15 protein-coding genes are annotated in these 25474 nt (G+C 58.4%); 14 read left to right on the plus strand and 1 reads right to left on the minus strand.

All coding sequences use genetic code 11. The features are described from left to right. Positions 1-131 precede the first annotated feature (131 nt). The 11 genes from DSM100238_RS03175 (at position 132) to pstB (ending at position 14100) form a co-directional block, all read left to right on the plus strand. Positions 132-1544 (plus strand): cell division protein, encoded by a 1413-nt coding sequence (locus DSM100238_RS03175; RefSeq protein WP_152355286.1) that lies wholly within the window; start codon positions 132-134, stop codon positions 1542-1544. Positions 1545-1746: 202 nt separating this feature from the next. Further along, positions 1747-3084, plus strand: a complete 1338-nt coding sequence (locus tag DSM100238_RS03180) for a C1 family peptidase (RefSeq protein WP_152355287.1) — start codon at positions 1747-1749, stop codon at positions 3082-3084. Positions 3085-3601: 517 nt separating this feature from the next. Further along, positions 3602-4756: a 3-deoxy-7-phosphoheptulonate synthase gene (locus DSM100238_RS03185; RefSeq protein ID WP_152355288.1), complete on the plus strand. Its 1155-nt coding sequence runs from the start codon at positions 3602-3604 to the stop codon at positions 4754-4756. A 195-nt stretch (positions 4757-4951) separates the two neighbouring features. After that, positions 4952-6259, plus strand: a complete 1308-nt coding sequence (locus DSM100238_RS03190; protein ID WP_240812313.1) for a 3-deoxy-7-phosphoheptulonate synthase — start codon at positions 4952-4954, stop codon at positions 6257-6259. A 144-nt stretch (positions 6260-6403) separates the two neighbouring features. Further along, positions 6404-7099 (plus strand): 5'-methylthioadenosine/S-adenosylhomocysteine nucleosidase, encoded by a 696-nt coding sequence (gene mtnN / locus DSM100238_RS03195; protein ID WP_152355289.1) that lies wholly within the window; start codon positions 6404-6406, stop codon positions 7097-7099. 214 nt (positions 7100-7313) lie between these two features. Then, complete coding sequence (locus DSM100238_RS03200; protein ID WP_152355290.1) at positions 7314-8768, plus strand: sensor histidine kinase; 1455 nt, start codon at positions 7314-7316, stop codon at positions 8766-8768. Between the two features lie 54 nt (positions 8769-8822). Beyond that, a complete protein-coding gene (locus DSM100238_RS03205; RefSeq protein ID WP_152355291.1) occupies positions 8823-9527 on the plus strand; it encodes a response regulator transcription factor in 705 nt (234 codons plus the stop codon). A gap of 447 nt (positions 9528-9974) precedes the next feature. Beyond that, positions 9975-11108, plus strand: a complete 1134-nt coding sequence (gene pstS / locus DSM100238_RS03210; RefSeq protein WP_152355292.1) for a phosphate ABC transporter substrate-binding protein PstS — start codon at positions 9975-9977, stop codon at positions 11106-11108. Positions 11109-11305: 197 nt separating this feature from the next. Continuing rightward, complete coding sequence (gene pstC, locus DSM100238_RS03215) at positions 11306-12259, plus strand: phosphate ABC transporter permease subunit PstC (RefSeq protein WP_152355293.1); 954 nt, start codon at positions 11306-11308, stop codon at positions 12257-12259. Further along, positions 12259-13269, plus strand: a complete 1011-nt coding sequence (gene pstA / locus DSM100238_RS03220; protein ID WP_376831054.1) for a phosphate ABC transporter permease PstA — start codon at positions 12259-12261, stop codon at positions 13267-13269. The genes pstC and pstA overlap by 1 nt, the downstream gene beginning before the upstream one ends. 51 nt (positions 13270-13320) lie before the next feature. Beyond that, complete coding sequence (gene pstB, locus DSM100238_RS03225) at positions 13321-14100, plus strand: phosphate ABC transporter ATP-binding protein PstB (RefSeq protein WP_033506015.1); 780 nt, start codon at positions 13321-13323, stop codon at positions 14098-14100. Between the two features lie 1440 nt (positions 14101-15540). Here pstB and DSM100238_RS03230 read toward each other — a convergent pair. Then, positions 15541-16524: a hypothetical protein gene (locus DSM100238_RS03230; RefSeq protein WP_152355294.1), complete on the minus strand. Its 984-nt coding sequence runs from the start codon at positions 16522-16524 to the stop codon at positions 15541-15543. A gap of 312 nt (positions 16525-16836) precedes the next feature. On the opposite strand from DSM100238_RS03230, the gene DSM100238_RS03235 reads away from it, so the two are divergent. The 3 genes from DSM100238_RS03235 (at position 16837) to DSM100238_RS03245 (ending at position 25440) form a co-directional block, all read left to right on the plus strand. Then, positions 16837-18231, plus strand: coding sequence for an NCS2 family permease (locus DSM100238_RS03235; RefSeq protein ID WP_152355295.1), 1395 nt, complete (start codon positions 16837-16839; stop codon positions 18229-18231). A gap of 648 nt (positions 18232-18879) precedes the next feature. After that, the gene (locus DSM100238_RS03240) at positions 18880-23343 is read left to right on the plus strand and encodes a prealbumin-like fold domain-containing protein (RefSeq protein ID WP_167511007.1); all 4464 of its coding nucleotides are present in this window, start codon (positions 18880-18882) and stop codon (positions 23341-23343) included. A gap of 213 nt (positions 23344-23556) precedes the next feature. Continuing rightward, entirely contained in the window at positions 23557-25440 is a 1884-nt protein-coding gene (locus DSM100238_RS03245; RefSeq protein ID WP_152355297.1) for a SpaA isopeptide-forming pilin-related protein, read from the plus strand. The last annotated feature ends 34 nt before the right edge of the window (positions 25441-25474 follow it).

Below are 25474 nucleotides of genomic sequence, written 5' to 3' on the forward strand. Positions count from 1 at the left end.
GCCCATGCCGACAGGCGGTGGACACAACTGTGAACACGTGGTGATGGACGTCACTGAACGTCCTATTTTTGGGGTAGAGTTCAATCGGTTGTGTGTTGCGGAGCGCCGCTCCGTGGGCGAAAGGAATATTCATGGTTGATCGGTTCCCGATCGTGTTTCACGGTTACGACAAGGAGAAGGTCGACGAGGCCATCAATGCGTCGCAGGAGTCGCTGAATCGTCTGCGTGAGCAGGTGAAGTCCAGCGATGACACGATTCTGCAGTTGCAAGCGCAGTTGCAGGAAGAGAAAAACAACGTCAAGAAGGCGTCGAAGGGCAATTCCTTCGCATCCCTCGGTGCTAACGCCCAGCAGATGCTTGCCTCCGCGGAGCAGACCAGTCAGGAGCTGCTCAACCGCGCCAAGCAGGACGCCGCTTCGACGCGTGCCTCTGCCCAAGCGCAGGCTGAGACTCTGCTGAACAACGCGAAGCTCGACGCCAAGCACATCACCGACGAAGCAAACGCGAAGGCGAAGGCCACGCTCGACAAGGCGAATTCCGAAGCCGCGACCATCACCGCGACTGCGAAAGAGGAAGTCGCGCAGATGCGTGCAGAGGCCGCCAAGGCCGTCACCGAGCAGCGCGACACCGTCAAGCTCGAGCTGAGCAACGCCCGCGAAGAGCAGAAGAAGCGCATGGCTTCCGACTTGGCCAAGCAGAACCGTGAGATCTCCGACATGAAGGCCGACGCCACACAAAAGATCGCGGCTCAGCGCAAGGCTGCGAACGAGGAGATCACGCATCTCAAGAGCGAAGCCAACGATCAGATCGAGAAGGCGCTCGCCGAGGCGAACAAGAAGCTTGCCGATGTGCGCGAGCAGGCGTCCCGCACGATGACCGAGGCTCAGCGCAAGGCTGGCGAGATCACCGATGCCGCAAAGGCCAAGGCTCAGGAGATTTCCGATCAGGCTGAAGTGCATCGTACGAAGACCATGAGCCAGGTCGACGCCGAGGCTGAGCAGATTCGTGCCGATATCGCCGCCCAGCAGGACGATGCGACCAAGAAGGTCAATGAGCTGCTTGACAATCTTGAGGAGCGTCGTACCGCTGCCAAGCAGGAAGCGAACGATTTGATCGGCAAGGCGAAGAAGACCCGCGAAGAGGCCGATGTGTACGCTGATCAGAAGCGTAAGGCGGCTGACGAGCAGGCGGCTCAGATTCTCCAGCAGGCACAGGAGGACGCCGCCAAGCAGATCGAGGAGCGCCGTCAGGCGGCCAAGAGCGAGCTTGATGGTCTCCAGCAGCATATCGCTGAGCTGCAGCAGCGTGAAGCCAACATCACGCAGCGTGTCACCGAGTTGCGTTCGATGTTCGCCAACGCATTCTCCGGCTTCAACTTCGGTGCGCCGAAGGCTGAAAACGACGATGTCGCGGTGACTGGTGTGGTCGCTGACGGCGAGGCCGCAAAGCCCAAGGCCGAAGCCCAGGGGCAGCAGTTGCCGGCTTCACAGCAGGCGCAGTTGCCGGCATCTGCGGCGAATGCGGATGGTAACGCAAACAACTGATGGCCAAACCTGATATGATGTGCCTTGGAAAAGCCCGCTGATGCGATCGCGTGTGGCATCGGCCAGACCATGACGTCGAGGCATTGACAACATGGAGGAGCGTCCGGATTCCGGCGCTCCTCCTGCCGTATATGCCTCATAAGCCATGTGCACAGGCAAGCAACACTGGAAGAGACAACCGTTGGAAAGACAAGGGGTAGAAATGGATCAGATCACGCCGCTGAGCGCCGAAGCGTTGGATAACCTGCGTCAGGAATTCGACGCGAATGAGCATAATCATCTCGCCATGAACGCGGTAACCGTTGCAGGCATCCAGAATGTCGCCCGCAACTATGACCGTGCGCGCCGACTGCAGCGCCGTTTCTCTACGGTCGTTGACAACGGCACCGTCACCCACCAGGATCATTCCGGCCGGTGCTGGCTGTTCAGCTCACTGAATGTCGCCCGCTTCATCGCCAAGAAGAACCTCGGGCTCAAGGAGTTCGAGTTCTCGCAGAATTACGCGATGTACTACGACAAGCTCGAGCGCGTCAATTATTTCCTCAAAGATGTCGCCGCGCTTGTCCGCGCCGGTGAACCGTCGGATTCCCGCTTGATGCAGCATCTGCTGCACGACGTGATGGGCGACGGCGGCCAGTGGACGATGGCGATGAACGTGTACAAGAAGTACGGCGCCGTCCCCAAGGATCTGTTCCCGGAGACCGCGTCTTCGAAGAACACCGTGGAGATGAACACGCAGCTGCGCGCCCTGCTCCACACCGCCGTCGCGCATATGTATGCGAACAAGGCGAAGATCGACGATATCATTGCGCGTACGACTGATGCGGGCCATCGCATCCTCACCATCCATCTTGGTGAGCCGCCGAAGAGCTTTGACTGGGAATGGACCGATGCGGACGGCAACTTCCATCGTGACGGTGAGATTACGCCGGTCGACTTCTGGAAGAAGTATGTGAACGCCGGTCTGGAGGATTATGTGTGCCTCGTGGACGATCCGCGTGTCGAGCATCCGAAGGGGCGCAAAATCGGCATCGAGCATCTGGGTAATGTCGCCGGGGGAGACCCGACCGAATACCTGAATGTGCCGAATGAGTTCATGAAGGATTGCGTGCGTCGGATTCTGACCGAGCAGGGCATTCCGGTGTGGTTCGGCGCGGATTGCCATCCGATGATGGACCGTGAGTCGGGCGCGTGGGCGACCGACCTGTTCGAATACGGCCGCGTGTACAACGTGGATTTCGACATGAACAAGCAGGATCGTGTACGTTTCGCTGATTCCGCGATGAATCACGCGATGGCGTTTGTCGGCGTGGATGTCGCTGATGACGGCAAGACGACCCGTCGCTGGCGTGTGGAGAACTCGTGGGGCGAGAAGATCGCCGACAAGGGGTATTTCACCATGAGCGACGACTGGTTCACCGAGTACGTGTATGAGGTGGCCGTGCCGCGCACGATGCTGCCGGCTGAATATCAGGCGGCGTTGGACGAACCGGCGATTATGCTGCCCGCCTGGGACCCGATGGGTGCGCTCGCCCGCTGACCCGCCTAACCCGACTACGCAACATCGCCCCAGCGTCCCCAGTTTGTGTACTTTCCCAAACTGTTTACGCTGGGGCGTTTGTTTGCGTCGTTAGTTTGTGTGTTTTCCCAGACTGTTTACGCTGGGGCGTTTGTTTGCGTCGTTAGTTTGTGTGTTTTCCCAGACTGTTTACGTTGGGGCGTTTGTTTGCGTCGTTAGTTTGTGTGTTTTCCCAGACTGTTTACGTTGGGGCGTTTGTTTGCGTCGTTAGTTTGTGTGTTTTCCCAAACTGTTTACGCTGGGGCGCTCGTTAGCGTCGCTAGTTTGTGGGGAGCGGGCTGCGGTGCCCGTACGCCGACACTGTGTCAATTCCTCTGCTTCTGCCGACGCTGAGGGGTCTCTCAGCGTCGGCAGAAGGTTGGGGCGGTGCGCGGCGACGAAGACCACAGCGTTTCACCATGCAATCACTCTGCGGGCTTGCTCCGCGCCTTGCGATAGGGTAAATAGTCCATGTCCGGAATGTCGAAAGGAGAGAGTGATGGCTGGTCTTCGTGGTCCTGATAGTGCTGAGGATGAGCGCCGATTCGGCGATGCGGCCGTCCTCCCCGAGACCGTAGACATCAATATTCGTCAGCTGGACCCGATTCCGGCTCCGCGCGCGTTCTTGCGCGAACTGCCACTCACCGATGCTGCGCGTGACCTGGTGTTGCGTTCACGCCAGGAAATCCGCGATATCATGCATGGCCGTGATGACCGTCTGCTGGTGTTGGTCGGCCCTTGCTCTATCCACGATCCCAAAGCCGCTCACGAATACGCGACCAAGCTCGCCGCCGTCAACCGCACGTTGAATGACCGCCTTCTGATTGTCATGCGCGTGTATTTCGAGAAGCCGCGCACGACGATCGGTTGGAAGGGTCTGATCAATGATCCGGATCTGGACGGGCGGTTCAATATTCGCAAAGGCATGTGGCTGGCGCGCAAAGTCTTGACTGATGTGCTGAGCCTTGGCCTGCCGGCTGCCACGGAATGGCTTGACCCGATCACCCCGCAGTACCTGTGCGATCTGATCAGTTGGGGTGCGATCGGCGCGCGCAACACGGAAAGCCAAGTGCATCGCGAGTTGGCGAGCGGCCTGTCCATGCCGGTCGGTTTCAAGAATTCCACCGACGGTTCGATCAAAGCCGCCGCGGATTCCTGCTACACCGCTGGATTCGAGCATCATTTCCTTTCCATCAATCTTGATGGTCGTGTGATTTCCGCTGAAACGAAGGGCAATCCTGACTGCCATGTGGTGTTGCGCGGTTCGAGCCACGGCCCGAATTACGATCCCGAGTCGGTCGCTGCGGCGCTGGAAGCGTTGAAAGCTTCGAAGGCGACCGGCGTAAGCGAGGCGGGCGTAGTCATTGATGCCGCCCATGGCAACTGCGGCAAGGACGAGGTTCGCGAAGCAGCCGTGGTCGAGAATATCGCCGGGCGCATCGCACAAGGTGAGCCGGGTATTTTCGGTGTGATGATGGAAAGTTTCCTGAAGGGCGGCCATCAGAAGCCCGCTCCACTCGACCAACTGGTGTATGGACAGTCCGTCACGGACGCCTGTGTGCCGTGGGATCGCACGGAACAGCTGTTGCACACTTTGGCGGATGCGGTCACCGCACGCCGCGCGTTGAGCGCAAGCGAGGACACAAGGGAATAGCGGTTTCGCACGCCGTGCAGCATCGGGACATCCTGATGGGCCGTGGCCGGGACACGCTTGACGTGCCGTGACGGCTGCGCACAGCCATGCGTTGAAACGCTGATCCACTGCGGCGTGTGGCGCATTGACGACGATGCCAGCGATGCCGCGTTCCGGGCGGTGGCGTTATGCTTGAGTCAGTATTGACGAAAGGGCATGATGAACGAGCAGTGGAAGGACGCGTCGACGGGACCGCTTGACCTCAATCACCCGCAGGACAGACCGACAGACACCGGAACAACGGCATCCGGGCAAGGCACATGGCCTCTACATGTCGGTCAACAGCCATTGAATTCGCCGGAGGATCTGCGTGCGATTCACGAGGCGATCAGCGAAGGCAAGAATCCGTTGGAGGCGACGGATGTGCCGCGCTGGGAGGACCAGGTCGGCGTCAGCCGGATCATCAACCGGCGGGTGCTCGAGCTCGAACCACTGCCTACGCCGGCACAGGTGCTCTCGTCGCTGCCTTTGTCACAGCAGGCGGAGAATCTGGTCGCCTATTCGCGCGACGAAATCCGCGCGTGCCTGTATGGGCAGGACGACCGTCTGCTGGTCATCGTCGGCCCATGTTCAGTCCACGACCCGAAAGCGGCACTTGATTATGCGCGTCGCCTGTCCAAGCTGAAGGACGAGCTCGATGGCCAACTGCTGATCGTCATGCGCGTGTATTTCGAGAAGCCGCGCACGACAATCGGCTGGAAAGGCCTGATCAACGATCCTGATATCGACGGCAGCCATCAGATTCGCAAAGGTCTGTTGCTCGCCCGTCGCGTGCTGCTCAGTGTGCTGGATACCGGGCTTGCCGCCGCGACTGAATTCCTGGAACCGACGTCCCCGCAATATATCGCCGATGCGATCAGCTGGGGGGCGATCGGCGCGCGCAACACGGAAAGCCAGATCCATCGGCAGCTGGCGAGCGGCCTGTCCATGCCGGTCGGCTTCAAGAATGCCACCGACGGGTCTGTCAAGGCGGCGGTCAATGGCTGTTTTGCCGCCGCCCAGCAGCACACGTTCTTCGGCATCGACCATTTGGGCCGGGCAAGCGCCGTCGAAACGCTGGGCAATCCTGACTGCCATGTGGTGTTGCGCGGTTCGAGCCATGGACCGAATTACGATGCGCAATCCGTAGCTCGGGCGATGGCGGATATCCGCGCGATGCTGCCCGCGGATTCCGCGGCGGCGCACGGGCTGATCGTTGATTGTTCGCATGGCAATTCCGGCAAGGACGAGCATCGTCAGGCGCAAGTGGTGCGCGATATCGCCGCACGGATCGCCCAAGGCGAGCGCGGCATCACCGGTGTGATGATGGAAAGCTTCCTTGAAGGCGGCAATCAGAAACCCGCGCCGCTCGACCAGTTGGTCTACGGCCAGTCCATCACCGACCGTTGTCTGTCGTGGCCCGACACTGAACAATTGTTGCGCGAATTGGCGCAAGCCGTAGCGCAACGCCGCTGGAACGAGTGAGCCTCGTGGCGTCAAGCCGTGCGGTAATCGCAAGATCATGTCAGCGCCAAAGTCGCCAAACTCACCAGAATCGTACATCCCACCAAACTCACCAAACTCGCTCAACTCACCAAAACCATCAGAATCAACAGTAAAGGAATATCAATGACCGCAACCATCGCCATCATCGGGGCATTGGATGAGGAAGTCAAACTGATCGCGAATTCGCTGGAACATGTGGATCATCGCGCGCAGGCGAGCCTCGATGTCGCACACGGCACCCTGACCACCAACGCCGGTCAGCAGGTCGAAGTCGCCGCGACCGTCGGCGGCATGGGCCTGGTCAATGCCGCGGCCACCACCCAGTACCTCATCGACACCTATCATCCGCAGGCCGTGATCTTCTCCGGCATCGCAGGCAATCTCAACCGGGACTTGCATATCAATGATGTCGTCCTCGGCGGCACCTTGCGCTACCTGGACACCGATATGCGTCTTGTCGGCCAGTGGAAGCCGAATACCGAGGAATTCCATTCCGACGCCCACCTGTTGGACATCGCATCGGCGGCACTGGATGCGGCTGGCATCAAGCATGTCATCGGCACGATCGCTTCCGGGAATTACTTTGTCGATTCACCTGAGAAAGTCAAGGAAGTCCGGGAGCTCACCGGTGCCGATGCAGTCGAGATGGAGGGGGCTGCGGTCGCGCACGTCGCCGCTCGCAACGACGTGCCGGCTTTGGTGATTCGCGCATTGAGCGACAACGCCGACACCGATTATGAGGTGTTCAAGGAGTTCGACATTTCCGAATATGCGGATACCGCCGCTGCACTTGCCGTAGATATCGTGCGTCGGTTGTAAATCCGCGCAACGGCGGCATTGGCTGTGACTTTGCCGCGGTACGCCAGCAGTCGGCAGCAATGTCTGCCGACCGGAGCGCATCATCGTCGAGCCAATCGAGCGAAGTCGAGCAAAGTGAACAGCAGACGAACTTCAGTCAAACTCGGGTACGGCAAAGCGTCCGTGAGGTTACGCTTGACTTGGAGTCGCCGCGACTGCGGCACAGGGAGGAACGATGGACGCACGTCAATTGGCCATCGCCGTGATCATTGTGATCGTGGTGGCAGTGCTCGCTGTGCTGCTCGGATACCGTTGGGGACGCCGTGCGAGCGACCGGGTCTGGGATGATGCCGCCGACGGAACCCGGCATGATGCCACCGGATCGGATGCTGGCACGAACGGCAATCCAGCCAAAGCTGCGAACGATGCCGGCGGCTTCACCCGGCAGCAAAGCGTGTTCGGCCGTGGAACAGTGCGTCAGGCGGAGGAGCAGTTCATCAAGATCATGCCTGACATGCTGGTCATTGCGGACGGGGAGGGGCATATCCGGTATGTCAGTCCTGCGGCCAATGCGCTCGGCGTCGTCAAAGACGGTCAGTTCGTCAGCGATGACATGACGCAGGTCGTGTCCATGGTCGCCGCAGATGGACAGACCCGGGATCGTGAAATCACCATGGAAAGCCGGCAGTTGCTTGGCGAGGGCGATCACCCTGGCAGGGGCGTCAAAGCGGGAACCGCCAGTCCCACGCATACACGCCATGTGCTGATTCATGCGGGGCCGATTGACGAGCATCGTGTGGCGGTGTTCATCCGCGATATCAGCGAACGCCGTCGGTTCGAGATGATGCGTCGCGATTTCGTGACGAATGTGTCGCACGAGCTGAAAACGCCAGCCGGGGCGATTTCCCTGCTTGCCGAGACCATCACTGATGCCGCTGATGATCCCGATGCCGTGCGATATTTCTCTCAACGGATTTCCAAGGAATCTGAGCGTTTGACCAATCTTGTCCAGCGACTGATCGAGCTTCAGCGTGCGGAAAGCACGGCTGGCATCGCTGCCGCGCGGCGTGTCGACGCTTTGGATGTGGTTGAGGACGCCGCCAAACAGAACGAAGTGCAGGCTGAGCATAAGCATATCGAGATTCGTGTGACGCATACCGGCGGGCAGGCGTGGATCATGGTCGATCCCCGTGCGTTGACTACGGCGGTCAAAAACCTGATTGAGAACGCGATTCACTATTCGCCCGAAGGTACGACGGTCACTGCGGATATCGCTCGGCATGATGCTGAGGCAACGGTGACGATCCGGGTGATTGACCAGGGGATAGGCATTCCTGAGCAATCACTGGATCGTGTTTTCGAGCGGTTCTATCGGGTGGATCCCGCCAGGTCGCGCGATACCGGCGGCACCGGACTGGGGTTGGCGATTACGAAGCATTGCGTCGAGGAATGCGGCGGCACGATTTCGGCGTGGTCGCATGAGGGGAGCGGCTCAACCTTCACAATCGAACTTCCGTTGGCCGCGAGCGATGGCGATGGCGGCGAGCGCAACGGTGACGGTGGCGGTGATGTCGGCGCGCATGATGACGCCAACGGTACACATGCGGACGCGGCCACGGTAACGGACACGGACGCGGGCACGACGCCGGCGCACCAAATGCCCGAATCATCCAAGGCATCCCAAGAGTGATGCCCCAGAACGCCAGATCGACAACCAGACACAACAAGGAGTAGGAAGAGCAGCATGACACGCATTCTGATCGTCGAAGACGAGGAATCTTATCGTGAGCCTTTGGTCTATCAACTGACCCGCGAGGGGTATGACGTCGAGGCCGCTGAAACCGGCGAAGAGGGCTTGGAGCTGTTCACGCGCGGCGGTGCGGATCTGGTATTGCTCGACCTGATGCTTCCCGGCATTGATGGGATTGCGCTGTGCCGGCGTATCCGTGAACAGAGCCGTGTGCCGATTATCATGCTTACTGCGAAGAGCGCGGAGATTGACAAAGTCGTCGGTCTTGAAATCGGCGCCGACGATTATGTGACCAAGCCGTATTCCTTCCGCGAATTGTTGGCGCGTATCCGTGCGGTGTTGCGTCGCAATCAGGCGGGGGAGCAGTCCTCCGGATCCCAAGACGACGATGTCGCGCTCGTGTGCGGCGATATCACTATGCATGTGGGCGAGCATCAGGTCACGGTGCGCGGCCAGGACGTGTTCTTCCCGCTCAAGGAGTTTGAGCTGCTGGAGTATCTGATGCAGAACAAGGGCCGTGTGATGACCCGGCATCAGCTCATCGACCGTATTTGGGGGTCGAATTATGTCGGCGATACCAAGACGTTGGATGTGCATGTCAAACGTGTGCGCTCAAAAATCGAGACCGACCCGTCTCATCCCCAGTATTTGACGACCGTGCGCGGTCTGGGCTACAAAATCGACGACCCGACCAAGTAGTTTCCTCGGCCCAGTGTTTCCGCGCCGATGACCGCATGACCATATGGCGCCGGTGAACGGATACTCCTGTTTCTGCCGACGGTGAGGTGGGTGTCAGCGTCGGTGGAGGGTTGTGCCGACGCTGGGCCGGCGGTCGGCGTCGCTAGAAGCACATGGCGATGCGTTGTTGCGGCGGTCTTGCCTAGCCCGTGTGATTCATGATGTGATTCGTGGTGTGCTTTTCGTGATGTGATTCGCGCGTGATATGGATATGGCTGCGTCAGTCGCCTCTGTGATATCGACAAGAGTTCATCTTCCGTTCACCTGATTTGGCGCGCAGCATGGGCTACGTCCCATAGGCTTGAAGTGTCATGAATGGAAAGGTGCCATGTTTATGATGCGGGGTCACGGCCCCGAGGCACAGGGTGGAATTCCCGCCCGTTGTGATATTCAGAGGGATAAGAAGACATGCGTAAGAATTTGCTTGTACGTTCCATCGCCGCTGTTTCCGGTGTCGCTATGATTGCGGCACTTGGCGCCTGCGGAAACAACGAGCCTGCTTCTTCCGGCAGCTCGGCTGCCAGCAAGTCCACGACTTCTGCTGAGAAGATCTCCGGCGAGTTCCAGGGTGCCGGCGCTTCCTCGCAGCAGGCTGCTGTCGAAGCATGGATCGCCAGCTACCAGTCGCAGAATCCGGATGCGAAGATCTCCTACAACCCGAGTGGTTCGGGCGCAGGCGTGAGCACCTTCCTCACCGGTGCGACCGCTTGGGCGGGTTCCGACGCCTCGCTGAGCGATGACGAGGTCTCCCAGTCCAAGAGCGTGTGCGCCGACGGCACTGCTTTCGACGTGCCAGTGTACATCTCCCCGATCGCCATCGTGTTCAACCTCAAGGGCATCTCCGGCAAGGACAAGCACCTGAACCTTGATGGCGAGACCATCGCCAAGATCTTCGACGGCAAGATCACGAAGTGGAACGACGACGCGATCAAGCAGCAGAACCCGAAGGTCGACCTGCCTGACACCGCGATCACCGTGGTCCACCGTTCCGACAAGTCCGGCACCACCAAGAACTTCCTGAGCTACGTCAAGGATGTCGCTCCGGATGCCTGGACCTATGACCTCGGCGAAAACTGGCCGAATGAAGTCGGTCAGGGCGCCAAGGGCACTGATGGCGTGATCAACACCGTCAGCCAGGCCGATGGCACGATCGGTTACGCCGACGCCTCCAAGGCCGGCGATCTGGGCACTGTCGCGGTGAAGGTCGGCGACAAGTACGTTTCTTACTCCGCAGAAGCAGCAGCCAAGGTTGTGGACGCGTCCCCGCTTGACGATTCCGCCAAGGGCGACAACCGTGTGGTCGTCAAGCTCGACCACACGACCACCGCAGATGGCGCCTACCCGGTCGTCCTGGTTTCCTACGACATCGTGTGCCCGGCGTACAAGGACGCCAACACCGCGAAGTTCGTCAAGTCTTGGCTCACCTACGTGGTTAGCGAAGATGGTCAGAAGGTCGCTGCCGACAACGCCGGCTCCGCCCCGATGAGCGACACGCTGCGCGCGAAGGTCACCAAGTCGATCGAAGCCATCAAGACCAAGTGACGTGGGGACTCCATCGGTCCGCGGCATCACAAGCTCATCGCAGCCGGTGTGACCGATGCAGCGCCCGTCAGACGGTATCATCGATAATGGAATGATGAAACGATTTCAGGCCGCGGCCCAGCTTTGAAGCCGGGCACGGCCTGAAGCCGATTCCACCATGTGTCCGATTTACGGGCGAAAGCCCTGAAGGAGAACCTGTGAGTTCCGAGAAATCCACGCTCGACCAACCGGCCGGCGGCAAATCCGCGGACAAGATATTCAAAGGCGTCGCATATGGGTGCGGTGCGCTGATTCTTGTTGTACTCGCCGCGGTCTTTCTCTTCCTCTTCTTCCGCGCATGGCCGTTGATTGGCGGCGACCAGAAAGCCAACCAGGCGACAATCGAGTCGTTCACCGGTGGCAGCGCACACAATTTCTGGCAATATGTGGGGCCGTTGGCGTTCGGCACGATTCTTGTCGCCGCCCTGGCCTTGCTGATCGCCTTCTTCGTATCAGTCGGCATCGCACTGTTCATTTCGCAGTATGCTCCCAAGGGGTTGGCAACCGCGCTGAGCACGATTGTCGACCTGCTCGCCGCTATTCCTTCGGTTATTTACGGCTTGTGGGGCGGTATCGTGTTGGTGCCGGCAATCTATCCCTTCTGGAATTGGGTGGCCAAGTATCTTGGCTGGATTCCGTTGTTTGCGGGTCCCGCAGCGAATCCGGCGCGCACGGTAGCTACGGTTTCGGTCGTGCTGGCGGTGATGATTCTGCCGATCATCACGTCTATGGCCCGTGATGTCTATCTGCAAACCCCGCGCCTGCAACAGGAGGCAGCACTTGCCCTCGGCGCCACGAAGTGGGAAATGATCAAGCTCGCCGTTTTGCCGTTCGGCAAGTCCGGTGTCGTATCCGCATCCATGCTTGGTCTTGGCCGTGCCCTTGGCGAAACGATGGCCGTGCTCATGATCTTGTCTCCTGGCATGCATTACTCGTTCAAGATTTTGCAGGCATCGCAGAACCAGACGATTGCGGCCAATATCGCAGCCCAGTATCCTGAAGCGAATTCGCTGGGCGTCTCCACACTGATCGGCACGGGTTTGGTGCTGTTCCTCATCACCTTCGTGGTGAACTTCATCGCCCGTAAGATCACGCAGAAAGTGAGCGCATGATGACGGCTTCAGAAGAATATGCACAAGCTGCGGGCGAGTCGCCGATGAAGGGCGCTCCTGTCATTGATTTCGACAAATTCAAGCCGACCCGTTCGATGATCGCACGCCGCAAGCGCAAGGATGTGGCGATGGGCGGGCTGATTTCAGTCGCGTTCATCGTCGCGCTGATCCCGCTGTTTTCGGTGCTGTGGACCACGATTGTCAACGGTGTCAAGCGGCTGAATCTCAATTTCCTGTCCTATAACATGTCCGGCGTGATTGGCGGTCAGCCAACCGCGTCTGGCGGCTATGGCGGTATCCAGCATGCGATTATCGGCACGCTGGAAATCACGCTTGGCGCTCTGCTGATTTCTGTGCCAATCGGCATCATGTGCTCGGTGTATCTCATCGAGTATTCGCGTGGCAGCAAATTCGCGAAAGCCATCGGTCTGCTGGTTGACGTGATGAGCGGCGTGCCTTCGATTGTCGCCGGTCTGTTCGCGTTCTCGATGTTTACCATCCTGGTCGGGCCGGGAACGTTCAACGGTTTTGAAGGATCCGTGGCTCTGTCGCTGCTCATGCTGCCGACGGTGATCAAGTCAAGCGAGGAGATGCTCAAGATTGTGCCGAACGATCTGCGTGAAGCCTCGTATGCTTTGGGTGTCACCAAACAGCGGACCATCACGAAAATCGTGTTGCGTACAGCGCTTCCGGGTATCGTGTCGGGTGTGATTCTGGCCATCGCGCGTGTCGTCGGTGAGACCGCACCGCTGCTGATGACCGCTGGATACATCGTTACGACCAATGTGAACCTGTTCAGCGGCCAGATGACCACGCTTCCGGTGTATGTCTATCAGGAGTACAGCAAGCTGAAAGTCGCCTGCCCGGCATCCGCAAGTTCTGCCTGTGTCACCGACATCCCGATGCAGCGTGCTTGGGCAGCCGCTCTGGTGCTGATCATTGTCGTGTTGATCCTCAACTTGATCGGTCGTCTGGTCGCCCGCGTGTTCGCGGTGAAGTCCGAACGCTGAACGCTATGGCGTATCCGTATTCGCAAATCCGGAATTAACTGAAGGAAAACAATGGGACAACGTATTGATGTCAAGAATCTGAACATCTACTACGGCGATTTCCTCGCTGTGGAGGATGTGAACATCAACATCGAGCCGAATAAGGTGACCGCGTTCATCGGGCCGTCCGGCTGCGGCAAGTCGACGGTGTTGCGCACGCTCGATCGTATGCATGAGATCATCCCGGGCGCACATGTGAAGGGCGAAGTGCTGCTCGAGGGCCGTAACCTGTATGACAAGGATGTGGATCCGGTGGCTGTTCGCCGCGATGTTGGCATGGTCTTCCAGCGTCCTAACCCGTTCCCGACGATGTCGATTCGCGAGAATGTGCTTGCTGGCGTGAAGCTGAACAACAAGCATTTGAGCAAGTCTGATGCTGATGACTTGGTGGAATGGGCGTTGCGCGGCGCGAACCTGTGGAATGAGGTCAAGGATCGTCTTGACAATCCGGGTATCGGCCTGTCGGGCGGCCAGCAGCAGCGCCTGTGCATCGCGCGCGCCGTGGCTGTGCACCCGCAGGTGTTGCTGATGGATGAGCCGTGTTCTGCGCTTGACCCGATTTCCACGCTGGCCGTGGAGGATCTGATCAACGAGCTGAAGAATGACTACACGATTGTGATTGTGACCCACAACATGCAGCAAGCAGCGCGTATCGCTGATTTCACGGCATTCTTCAACTTGAAGGCGGTTGGCCAGCCTGGTCATCTGGAGTATTTCGCCGATACGACCACGATGTTCAACAACCCGCAGAACGAAGAAGCCGAACGCTATGTATCTGGACGTTTTGGCTGATTCATCAGCCAAAACGTAGCGACAGCCCAGTGGCTGTCGCAAGCCGGCTTCAGTCGGCCAGAAACTCTGCCCCGCGCGAAAGCGCGGGGCTCAATAATTGCACGTGAGGCTGATTCCATCAGTCAAAACGTCCCGACAGCCCAGTGGCTGTCGCAAGCCGGCTTCGGCCGGCAGGGAAATGTTGCCCCGCACGAAAGCGCGAGGCTTATGTATTGGATGGATGGTGGCTGATCGGGTCGATTGAAACGCGAAGCGATGGCTCGGTGGTCTGTGGCTGGCTGGGTTCAGTCGCTGGAAATGGTATCTCGTGTTGCCGTGCATGGGGCTCCTTGATCGCATGTTTCGGCGGTTTCCCCATCTGTCTCGCATCATCTGCCCATGGCTGCCCCAAGCCGGCTGGGGACGGTCGGAATCTCGGCGGGGAGCCATCTGATTGCAGGACGGGTCATCCGTGTCATCCGCTGATGCACGGGAGTTTATCGCTTTCACGGTCGGTCTGCCTTACACTCCCGTAGCTGGAATCCCTCCGCCGGGAGTTTATGAGTGTTCTTCTATTTTCCACCCTGTTCTCCCGCATCGGCGTGGGACTTCTCGCTTGATTTGTGATTGGGAGCGTAAACTCCCATTGGCGTAATTATTCTCGTGTTGGTATTTCAACGTTCTTCTTGTCACATCTGTGCCAGATTCGGTTCTTATGCATAAACTCCCGGGAGTTCTGTCACCCTTCCGTGGATTTGGCGAAACACGTCCGCCCGCGTCCGTCTGCGCCTCGCCGCGTCAAGTCCGTGTTGCCGTCCACGCTGTCGCCGTCATGCGCGCCGGCATTCAGCAGCGCGAGGAAGGAATATTGATACGAGCCCTCGGCCCCTCCTTTGCATTGTTTGAACACGTGCAACCAGCAAAAAGACCGATGGCGTTTCCATTCTTGGAAATCCTGCTACATCACAGTACGGGCATTATCCCCGTGCCGTAATGGGTGTGACAGATTTGCAGTTCAGTCTCTGGCCCTACTGCAACGCTTGTTCCGCTCGTGTCGTGTTCCAAGGTGTTCTCTTGTCACATCTGTGCCGAATTTCGTCTTGACAATCAAACTCCCGGGAGTTTAGTCGCTCTTCCACGGATTCGCCATAAACTCCCACTGCCCTCATTGAGGACGTGTTGGTATTCCAACGTTTTCTTTGTCGCATGAGTGGCAAGACGCGTCCTCGCTCCTAAATTCCCGGGAGTTCAGCCACCATTGTGCGAATCTGCAAGAACTCCCGGGAGCTCGGCACTAGTTTTGGCGAATCCACCCGGGAGTCCCGCTCCAGTGTCTGCCACTGTCTTCGCTCGACTGCCTGCGTCTCTTTGAATTTTCTCCCCCCGTGCAGCCATTGTTGCCGCGCAACCGCGACATTCGCATCTATTGCGGATTCTGCCCTGCGCTTGATCGCTTCTCCTTCACAACGGCTTCGCAATGGGTCGGAATCCTGACATGACACCGCGCTGGCTGAGCACCCGCGCTACATTGAGCGCAAAGTGCGCCCGGGCATCAACGGTGTTGATGGTATCCGCGTCAATGGTGAAAATGTGCCATCCGTTCTGTTGCAAACGATTGCGTTTTTCGTGGTCGTTGCGCCATTGCCTTCGATCGGTGCGGTGGTGGTCTCCGTCATATTCGATGCCGACTTTTGCCTCAGACCATGCAAGATCTAGCGTGTACGGCACTCCTGAATTGAAGGTCAGATGATTGACTACAAGATTACAATCGGGTCGAGGCAACCCATGTTGGATCAACGCAAGCCGTACTCGTGTCTCCTGCATGGACATCGATCCGCAAGCGATATATTGCGCGGCTCGGATGCATGCTTTTTTCCCGTGGTACCGTTCCGTGCGACTGACGAATCTACGGATGGTCTCGACTACTGCGGATTGAACTGGAATCTGATGTTGTGCAGTCTGTGATTGTAGCTCCGCTTGTGTGGCGCGCAGTTGCTGCGTCAACTCCTTGCTGAGGGGAGTATTGTTCTTTGCCAGGGTTGTGGCTACTGCATCACCGATGATGATGAGTTCTTCAAGCGTGCGCTGTGTGGCCAGTTGCGCCCACGAGTGGAGCAGATCAAGCGTGAGCAGCCCGCTACGGTGCCGGATTACTGATTCCTGAGTCCCGATGTGCCATCGGTGTTCTCTGATTCCCATGCATCGTGCGCGCGGCATACCGGGCAGACTGGTCGCGTCGAGGAGATTCAGCGTTTCGTCGGGATGTCGAAGTACTGGGATGCATTGAAGTTCCAGAGATGTCGCCGCTGCGAAGATGAGTTGCGCGCCGGCGTTGTTCGGTAGTGACAGACATTGTTGTTGTGCGGCGATACTTCGCGCCTGCAGTTGCTCGTGGAAGCCTTGTGTTTTCGGAGTGGGGTTCGGGGATCGCTGGGTAATATTCATGATGATGTTCCTGTTGTGATGTTCGTTCCCGGATTCTTTCTGATGCAATACATGTGCATATTACGAATGCGCTGCCGGTGGGTCCACCACGCCGGGCAAATGTGGTCGGAAGATGCCCCCCGCGTCTTCATGACTTCTCCACATGCTATCGTGAGCATGTCCGATGGGTCGGCACGGCGTCAAGGCGCTGCCCGCCCACCACGTGAACCTTGCCACCGGCCGTCCGCGCCGGCGACTGGGCGAGTCGCAGTAACCTCAGCGTGGCGCTCATCCGTCGCGCGCAAACCAAGAATCAAGGAGAGAGCAGAACTTATGGAGAAGTTCTTCCATCTCAAGGAGAACGGCACCACGGTATCCACCGAGATCACCGCCGGTTTGACCACCTTCTTCGCGATGTCGTATATCATCGTCGTCAACCCGCAGATTTTGAGCCAGACGGGTATGCCGTGGGGCGGCGTGTTCCTTGCCACGATTATCGCGGCGATTATCGGCACGCTGGTCATGGGCCTGTTCGCCAATGTCCCGTACGCGCAGGCTGCAGGCATGGGGCTCAACGCGTTCTTCACGTATACGGTGTGCTTCGGTCTGAAGTTCACTTGGCAGGAGACCTTGTGCATGGTGTTCCTGTGCGGCTTGATCAACATCATCATCACGGTCACCAAGATTCGTAAGATGATCATCCAGGCGATTCCTGAGGTCCTTCAGCATGCGATCGGCGGCGGCATCGGCTTGTTCGTCGCGTATGTGGGCATGCTCAATGTCGGATTCATCACGTTCACTCCGAAGGACACGAAGGCCGCCGGCAAGGGGCTTGCCACTGCTGCTACTCCGGGCCTTGCGACGCTGAACAACCCGACGCTGTGGCTGTTCCTGATTGGTTTGCTGCTGGCTATTGTGTTCACGGTGACGAAGGTGAAGGCCGGTTTGCTGCTGACGATTATCATCACTACGATTATCGGCATTCCGATGGGCCTGACGACGATGTCGAATTCTGTGTCGATCGGTGAGACCTTCTCCCAGCTGCCGACCACGTTCGGCGCGATTTTCAGTGCGAAGGGCTTCCCCGCCCTGTTCTCTGACCCGGCGCGTATTCCGCTGGTGTTGGTGACGATTTTCGCGTTCTCGATGTCTGATACCTTCGACACGCTTGGCACGTTCATCGGTACTGGTCGTCGTAGCGGCATTTTCTCCGCTGAAGATGAGAAGGCTTTGGAGAACGGCTCCGGGTTCAGCTCGAAGATGGATCGCGCGTTGTTCGCTGATTCGATCGCCACGTCGATCGGTGCGATTTTCGGCACGTCGAACACGACGACGTATGTGGAATCCGCGGCGGGTATTGGTGCCGGCGGTCGTACGGGTTTGACTTCCGTTGTGGTGGCGATCTGCTTCGCGTTGTCCGCGTTCCTGTCTCCGGTGATTTCCGCTGTCCCGTCCGCTGCGACGGCTGGCGTGCTGGTGATTGTCGGCTGCATGATGGCGGCAAGCCTGAAGGAAATCGCGTGGGATAATATTGAGGATGCGATTCCGGCGCTGTTTGCCGCCGTGTTCATGGCGTTCTCCTATTCGATTTCGTATGGTATCGCCGGCGGTTTCATCACGTACTGCATCGTGAAGACCTGCAAGGGTAAGGCCAAGGAGGTTCATCCGGTGATTTGGGTGGTCTCTGCGCTGTTCATCCTTGATTTCGTCTGCATGGCGGTGCTGTGAGTTCCCGGTGAACGGATTGTTGTCCGTTCGCTTGGTGTGAATGTGTAGCTAGCGGGGTCGTCGTTTCTGCGGCGGCCCCGCTGTCGTATGGTGACGGGGATTGCCGGACGGGCGTGCCCATGCGTGAGGGGGAGGATGCCCCACGTTCATGTTCGGCACACTCGCTGAAGGCATGCCGTTGCATGGGGGGATGATGAGGGGGCTGGCAGATCGCGATATGGGGTGCGCTGTCGGCGAAATGGATGATTACGTTCGCAATCGTTGACTGTGCGCAATAACACGCCGATGCGTTGCACGATTCCGACCGCATACACAGAGATTCACCGTTGAAGCTTAGAATTCCGCGTTTTGCGCTTCCGGCCGTTTCTGCTACATTGAAGAGTAACGATTGCAGTAAGCGGATGTGGGCGACGGTGGTGAAGCACGTCATCATTCGCTGAGCGCAGAATGTTTGATGGTTGGCCAGTGTTGGCAACCGTCATAACGAGGGGAAAGGAAACGTTGATGACGAATCGCAAGCGTTTGACCCCCTCACGCCGTATGCATTCATCCCGGAAACGGTCTGTTGCGTGGTTCCGGTGCGGGGGGGGGGCAACCCCCAGCCATAATCTGAGCCGTGTTATTTCGAAGGCCCATGCCCATGTCGTGGTGCCGTTCATCACAGTGAGCGTGGTCGCAGCGATTGTTGCGACATATCTGGTGGCTTTCTCTCCGGCTGGAGCTGCGGGCGCATCCGACGGCTTCGATTCGGCAATCACCGCCGCGGGTTCGATTCACACGTCCGTGCCGCTGAAGATGGGCGATAACGTTGATGGCGAAAGCAACCCTGATACGGGTGTCGCCACGTATGTGGGCGGCAATATGTACGTTGGCGAGAAAATCGGCTCGGATTCGGCCACGGTGCAATCAAACCTCAACGGTGCAAACGGCATTACCGGATCGTATGCCGCTGAAGCTGAAGGCTTGACGCTGGTCAATGGGCGTCTGGCGATGCGCCAGTTGAAGAACAGCTGGGGCGGCCTTGGTTTCCGTTTCGGTGTGGTGGGCTTCGGTTCGCAGTATCGCCCCAAGGAAACGTATACCGACAGCAGCGGTACCCATCACGCCAGTGTCCTAGCGGTCAGGGGAAGCGACCAATCCGGTGTCACGACGCTGATGAACTCGCCTTCCGTCGATATCGCCGCGTGGCCGGTGACCAGCACCGGCAGCACCGTCAACTATGGTGGTGGCTGGATCGGCTCCTCGTATGGTGCGACGCGCGATTTCTCCTATACGGCGACCGTCTCCGGGTCTTCGTCCATCGCGAACGAATGGGGGCACGGCACCGATTCGTCCTATGCATCTCTTGCGAGTGTGAGCAGCACCGACGGTAAACGCAAGGCAGGCTCCTGGAGCACGTTCGCCGATGCGTCATCGTTCACGGTCAACGGCACGGACTATTCCGGCTATCTGTCACAGGTGCAGTCTGATTCCAAAAAGCTTGTCGCCTTGCGCGCCAACGGGACCTATGAGGTGGGTGTGGCGCCATCGGAGGACTTCACCCGCTACAAGTACGATTATTTCAAGCGCGAAATCTACAACACACAATCGGTCGATAGCTATAAATTCGTGTTCTCGTCGAGCAGCGTCACAGAGAAACTGATCACGTTGACGGGCGACGGCACGTCCAGCTTCCAGGTATTCGATCTGCCTGTGTCCGCGCTCGATTCCACCGGCTACACCGGCATTGATTTCTGGTTGTGCAACATTCCGGACACCGCTTCGGTGATCATCAACGTCGTGAACGATGATGACGGCACGGCCTCGAATACGGTGGCGTTCAACAATGGCTGGCGCCTGTGGTGGGGTGGAACGAAGGATTCCAAGATCACAGACAGCGATGTCAACGAAATCGCCGGATGGTATGCGCGTGGCGCGAAGACCGACGGTGTGGGGGTATCCTCCACGTCCGAGGACGAGACCGAGGTCTTTGCTACCAGGGTGCAGCAACTGTTGTGGAACTTCCCGTATACGTCGCAGTTGACCATCAAAGGCGGCCAAGGTTCCGGCATGCAAACCGTCAAAAGCGGATCGACCGGTTCCGAGGGAACCGCCAAGGCCATGCGCACCACTGACGACCCGGCGGCGAGCTGGATGGGCAGCATCTACGTGCCCAAGGGCAGTTTCCAGTCGCATGTTTCCACGAACGGCCGCGTCTATGTCGGCGGTGATTTCGAGATGGATAACCCGGCTACGGCAGTCGTATCGTACAGTGACGGTACCCCGTTTACGAATTTCGAGAACGGCAGCAGCACTTCGGTGATTGATATGGACCAGGAGCGGCATAACCTGCCATGGTTCACGTCTGATGCCGCTTCTATTACCTTTGCCAAGGTCGACGATTCCGACGCCACGCTGAAGCCGGGCTCAACGTGGGCGGTCTACGGTTCGATCAGTGACGCCGAGAATCGCAAGCATTCGCTCGTCACCGTCGTTGACAACGGGAGGAACGATACGAATGCGGCCGCCGGTGTCATCACGGTCCAGGGGCTGACGGCGAACGCCAACTATTACATCCGTGAGGTGGCCGCTCCCAGCGGATACCAGCTCAATACGAATATCTACACGGCGCAGACCAAGAGTTCAGGGTATTCCGGCGAGAACCATCTGACAGGACGGGTGTATACGGCATCAGGAACGCAGATCGGCACTTCGGACACCACCGACAACCGGCTGCATTCGATGACCGATTCGAATTCCGGTTCTGACTCCAGCTATTACGCGATCGGCGATGTGAAAAGCGGCGCGAGCGTCACGTGGCGCAAGGAAGACGAGTCCGGGCAGCCTTTGGCGGGATCGCAGTGGAAGCTTTCCTACACGCCATCGTCCGGTGGCACGGTTGACTATACGGTAACGGACAACACCATCGCACCGACCGGTGTCACTCTCGCCTTGGACGGCAATGATGTGACTTCAGGCTCGGCAAAGGTTCAGGAATATCGCAATATCGTTCTCGCTGCGACAGTTACGCCTGATGGGGCCAACCAGCAGGTGACATGGAGCAGCAGTGACAGCGGTGTCGCCGTGGTGTCGGGCGGTGTGGTCACCGGTGTCGCCGTTGGTCAGACTGTCATCAAGGCATGCACGATATCGGATGCCACGGTGTGCGGTAGTGTCACGGTCACAGTCGAGTCCGCCGACGCCACATCGCTGATGGTCACGCGCGGCGGCAAAACGGTCGCCACGGCGTCCGGATCCCTCGACAGCACCGTCGAAACGGATGCGACGATCACCATGTTCAACGGCACTACTGTGGATTTGGATGCTAACGCTACACCAAGTACAGTCCAGCCAGTGTGGTCTTCGAATGATACGAATGTCGCCACGGTATCGGATACAGGACTGATCACCGCTGTAGCGAACGGTACGACCATGGTGATCGTCCAAGCCGGAAACAAGTCGATTCGATTCCGCGTCACTGTCCAAGATACGGACGAGACGAAGACCGTCGTCTACTTCCACCACACCGAAAACGGCTGGACCGGCGACGTTTACCTCAAATACGAGGCCAATGACGGCACGTGGCCGACGGTAGGCAACTACACCCCCATGAAATCGACCAGCTGCAACAATGACTATGTGGCTGCGGTCATCGACCGCGCACAGTCAGGCAAGGGATTCCTCTTCACAACCAGCAACACCACTGATAAGGGTGACTGGTACCAACCAAGCAAGAACACGAATTTCGTCTTCACCGGTGGCACGGCGATTACGGTGTCCGGCGGTAAAGCCACCGATGGGGCGCCATCCGGATGTCCTGTGGCGGCGGATAAGACGCTTGCAGGCTCAAGCGCCACCATCACCGTGGGAACGACCACCACGACATCCGAGACCACCGCGGTGTCCGGCTCAACGCCCGCATCGGGATCCTCGTCGGATACCGGGTCGTCCTCGGGTTCGGGAACACAGGGCGCGGCAAGCACAACTGCTACGCTTGCCGATACGAATCCGGCGGTCGGTGTCTTCACGCTGACCGATCTGGCCGACGGCACCTACCAGCTCACGGAAAACGTTGCTCCGGAAGGATACGCGAAAAGTACCACCGCTTACAGCTTCACTGTGACCAATGGTGTGCTGAAGTGGACTTCAGGCAGTCCGGGCGCCGATGGGTCCTTGACCGTCGTCAACACCCCGACACAAGTGGAATGGCGAAAAGTCGACGGCGATACCATGCAGGCGGGAGGAACGCTTGCAACGTTGCCAGGGTCTCAATGGAAGATCACAGCGTTGGATTCCCAAGGCGGTGAGACGGATAGCTCATACTGCATCGCCGACAACAACCAGACCATCGACACGACCCGGTGCACCGGAAACGCGGAGACATACACCGATAGCGATGCGGCCGAAGGGGTCATCAGCGTGAAAGGACTTCCCGCCGGCACCTACAAGTTGGTGGAGACCGTGGCACCGGTGTTGCATGAGCTGCCGGACGCGGCAGACACGTGGTACACCTTCACGATTTCTGCGGACGGCGTGACTTCGGACATCACGGACGTCAAAGGCGACACCACGATGTTGACCGATGCATCCGGGACATCCATGAACACCATTGGTGACACCAGAACGACCGGTTCCGCCACGTGGAAGAAAACCGATATCGCCGGCATTGCGCTTGGCGGGTCGACTTGGAAGGTCACGTTCTGCCCGGACAGCTCGCCGAACAGCTGTGACGAGCCCGTCACCATCACGGACTGGGCACCGACTGACGGGTCCACCACACACACCGAGTGCTCCGCCACGTGGGCCTGCGACACGAATCCGGCGGCGGGAGGCTTCAAACTCGCCAACCTGCCGTGGGGTACATACACCCTGGTCGAGCAGAAGGCGCCCAACGGGTATGTTGCGGATACGACGCCACACACATTCATCATTGTGCGGTCCACAGCGACCAATCCAATCGATGCGAACCAGCTCGCCCACGACGTCGGGTCCATCGAAAATGAGATTTCCATCACATCACTGCCAATGACGGGAGGTGAGTGGACTCCACGGAATGTGGCATTGATCGGAATATCGGCGCTCGTGCTCGCAGCGGTGTCGTACGGCATCGCAAAGCGGCGCAGGCGCGAATAATGGCGGTTTTACGCTATCGATTCCGGCAGGCAACGCCCCTTCACGCGCCTGCCGGTGGTGGGTGCAGTGCCTTGGCGTGAGCTGAGCCGTTGCGGACACAATCAGTAGTGGTACCGCTACCATAATTGAATATGTTCTCCAGCTGCGGAGGGTGTGCGGCTGGAAGGGGACGGGCGGCAGCGCCCGTGCAAACAATCACAAGCAAGGAGAATCATGAAGAGTTCAATACGCAGATTCCTCTCAGGCGTGGCCGCAGCGGCCATCGCGCTGAGCGGATTGGCGCTTGGAGTAGGTAGCGTCCAGGCGGAGACAATCGAATATCCAGGTACGATCACGGTCACTGCGAGCAACGGCACTGACGGCCATACATTGACTGCATACAAAATCGCCGCGTATAACAGCGGAGAGTATGACGCGACATCAGACGGCAAGCTGGACACCTCAACGTTCAAGTACATTGTCGACAAAAGTGATGAGATCGCCATCGATACCGCCCTCGACGCCACCAGCATTAAGGCGACCGCATCCGGCACGCTCACCAAAGCAGAAGAAGGGCTCAAGCAGCTGTCCGTGGATTCGTCGCCGGCTACATACGGCTACTTGGAGGGTACGGATACCAAAACATCAGACGAGCGCAAATTCGCCGACGAGTTGGCTTCACTGATATCGAGCACGCCCAGCACGTGGACACCGTCTAGCTTGCTAATGACAGCTGATAAAGATACCAAAACGTTCACTGCGACGCTGCCCGAAGGCCTGTATCTGATTCTTGACACATACACGTCAGGTGAGAATTCAGCGAACAGCACCCAGTCGGTTCCCATGATCGTCGGCACGACTTTCGCCAATACCAAAATCACTGATCCCGGGAACGTCGGCACGGTGACGCTCAAGGACACGACAGCCCCCATCACCAAGGAGGTCGTGACCAAAAACAGTACGGCTCAGGACAACGATCCGTCCTCCTTCACCACGGACAACGATCCGTCCTACAACACCACGGACACCGTGTATTTCAAGCTGACCACGAAGATCCCCAACTACGACGGCTATGCTTCTGACCCGACGCTTAAGACGAACACTACGCGTCAGTTCAGCATTGTCGATACCTTCGAAGCCGGCAAGTTCACCGATCCGCAGGTTGTATCCGTGTATGATGGGGAGAAAGAGTTGACGCTCAACACCGATTTCGATGTGGACCTCAGCTCCGGCACCGGTTCGACTGCGAACAACGTGGTGACCATCAATTTCCAGAAGCTGGTCAACAAGGCGGATTCGGCCTGGAAGGATTGGAACAGCGGCGACACCATCAGCGTGATTATCTCCGGTAAGCTGTCCACTGCAGCGACGACCACCACCAAAGGTTCCACAGCCGGTACCGGTGCTGATGTCTTGGGAAACAACAACACCGTGAAACTCGAGTATTCGAACAATCCGGCCGTTACCTCCTCGAAGACCACGGTTCAAGGGCCGATTGTGAACGTGTACACCCACCAGTTCACCATCAACAAGATCAAGGCTGACGGTAGCGAATTGTCCGGTGCGACCTTCCAGGTCTCAACTGGTTCCACTACGCTCAAGTTCACGAAGGATGCCGATGGCGCCTACGTGGTCAATAATGATGATAAGAACGCGACATCTGATTTGGTTACCGACGGCAACGGCAAGATCGTGGTCAAGGGTGTGAAGGCCAGCGCCGAAGGCGTGACATACACGGTCAAGGAGACCAAGGTGCCAGACGGTGGGTATCTCCAGTCAGTGGCGCCAACCTATGAGGTCACGCTGAAGGACAAGTTCGAGAATGACAAGAGCAACCCCGCCAGGGCGTCGGATACCGCCACCCAAGCTGGCGATGACTGGCTGACCGAGCTGCAGTATGACTACACTCAGGACGACTACAAGCTGGTTACCGCAGGCGCGGACAACACGAACGTGCCGACCGGCGACACGGTGTACGTCAAGAACGTGACGTCCATCACCCAGCTGCCGAAGACCGGTGCCGCGGGTATTGCGATGTTCACCGTCATCGGCGTGGCGGTGGTCGCGGTTGCCGCACTGTTCGCCGTGCGGGCGCGCAAGGCGGCGCAACGCGTCTGAATGGTAGGCATCACACCGTGCAACGTGTGAGGTC

Origin of the sequence: Bifidobacterium apri (assembly GCF_009299485.1) — a bacterium.
Taxonomy (GTDB): domain Bacteria; phylum Actinomycetota; class Actinomycetes; order Actinomycetales; family Bifidobacteriaceae; genus Bifidobacterium; species Bifidobacterium apri.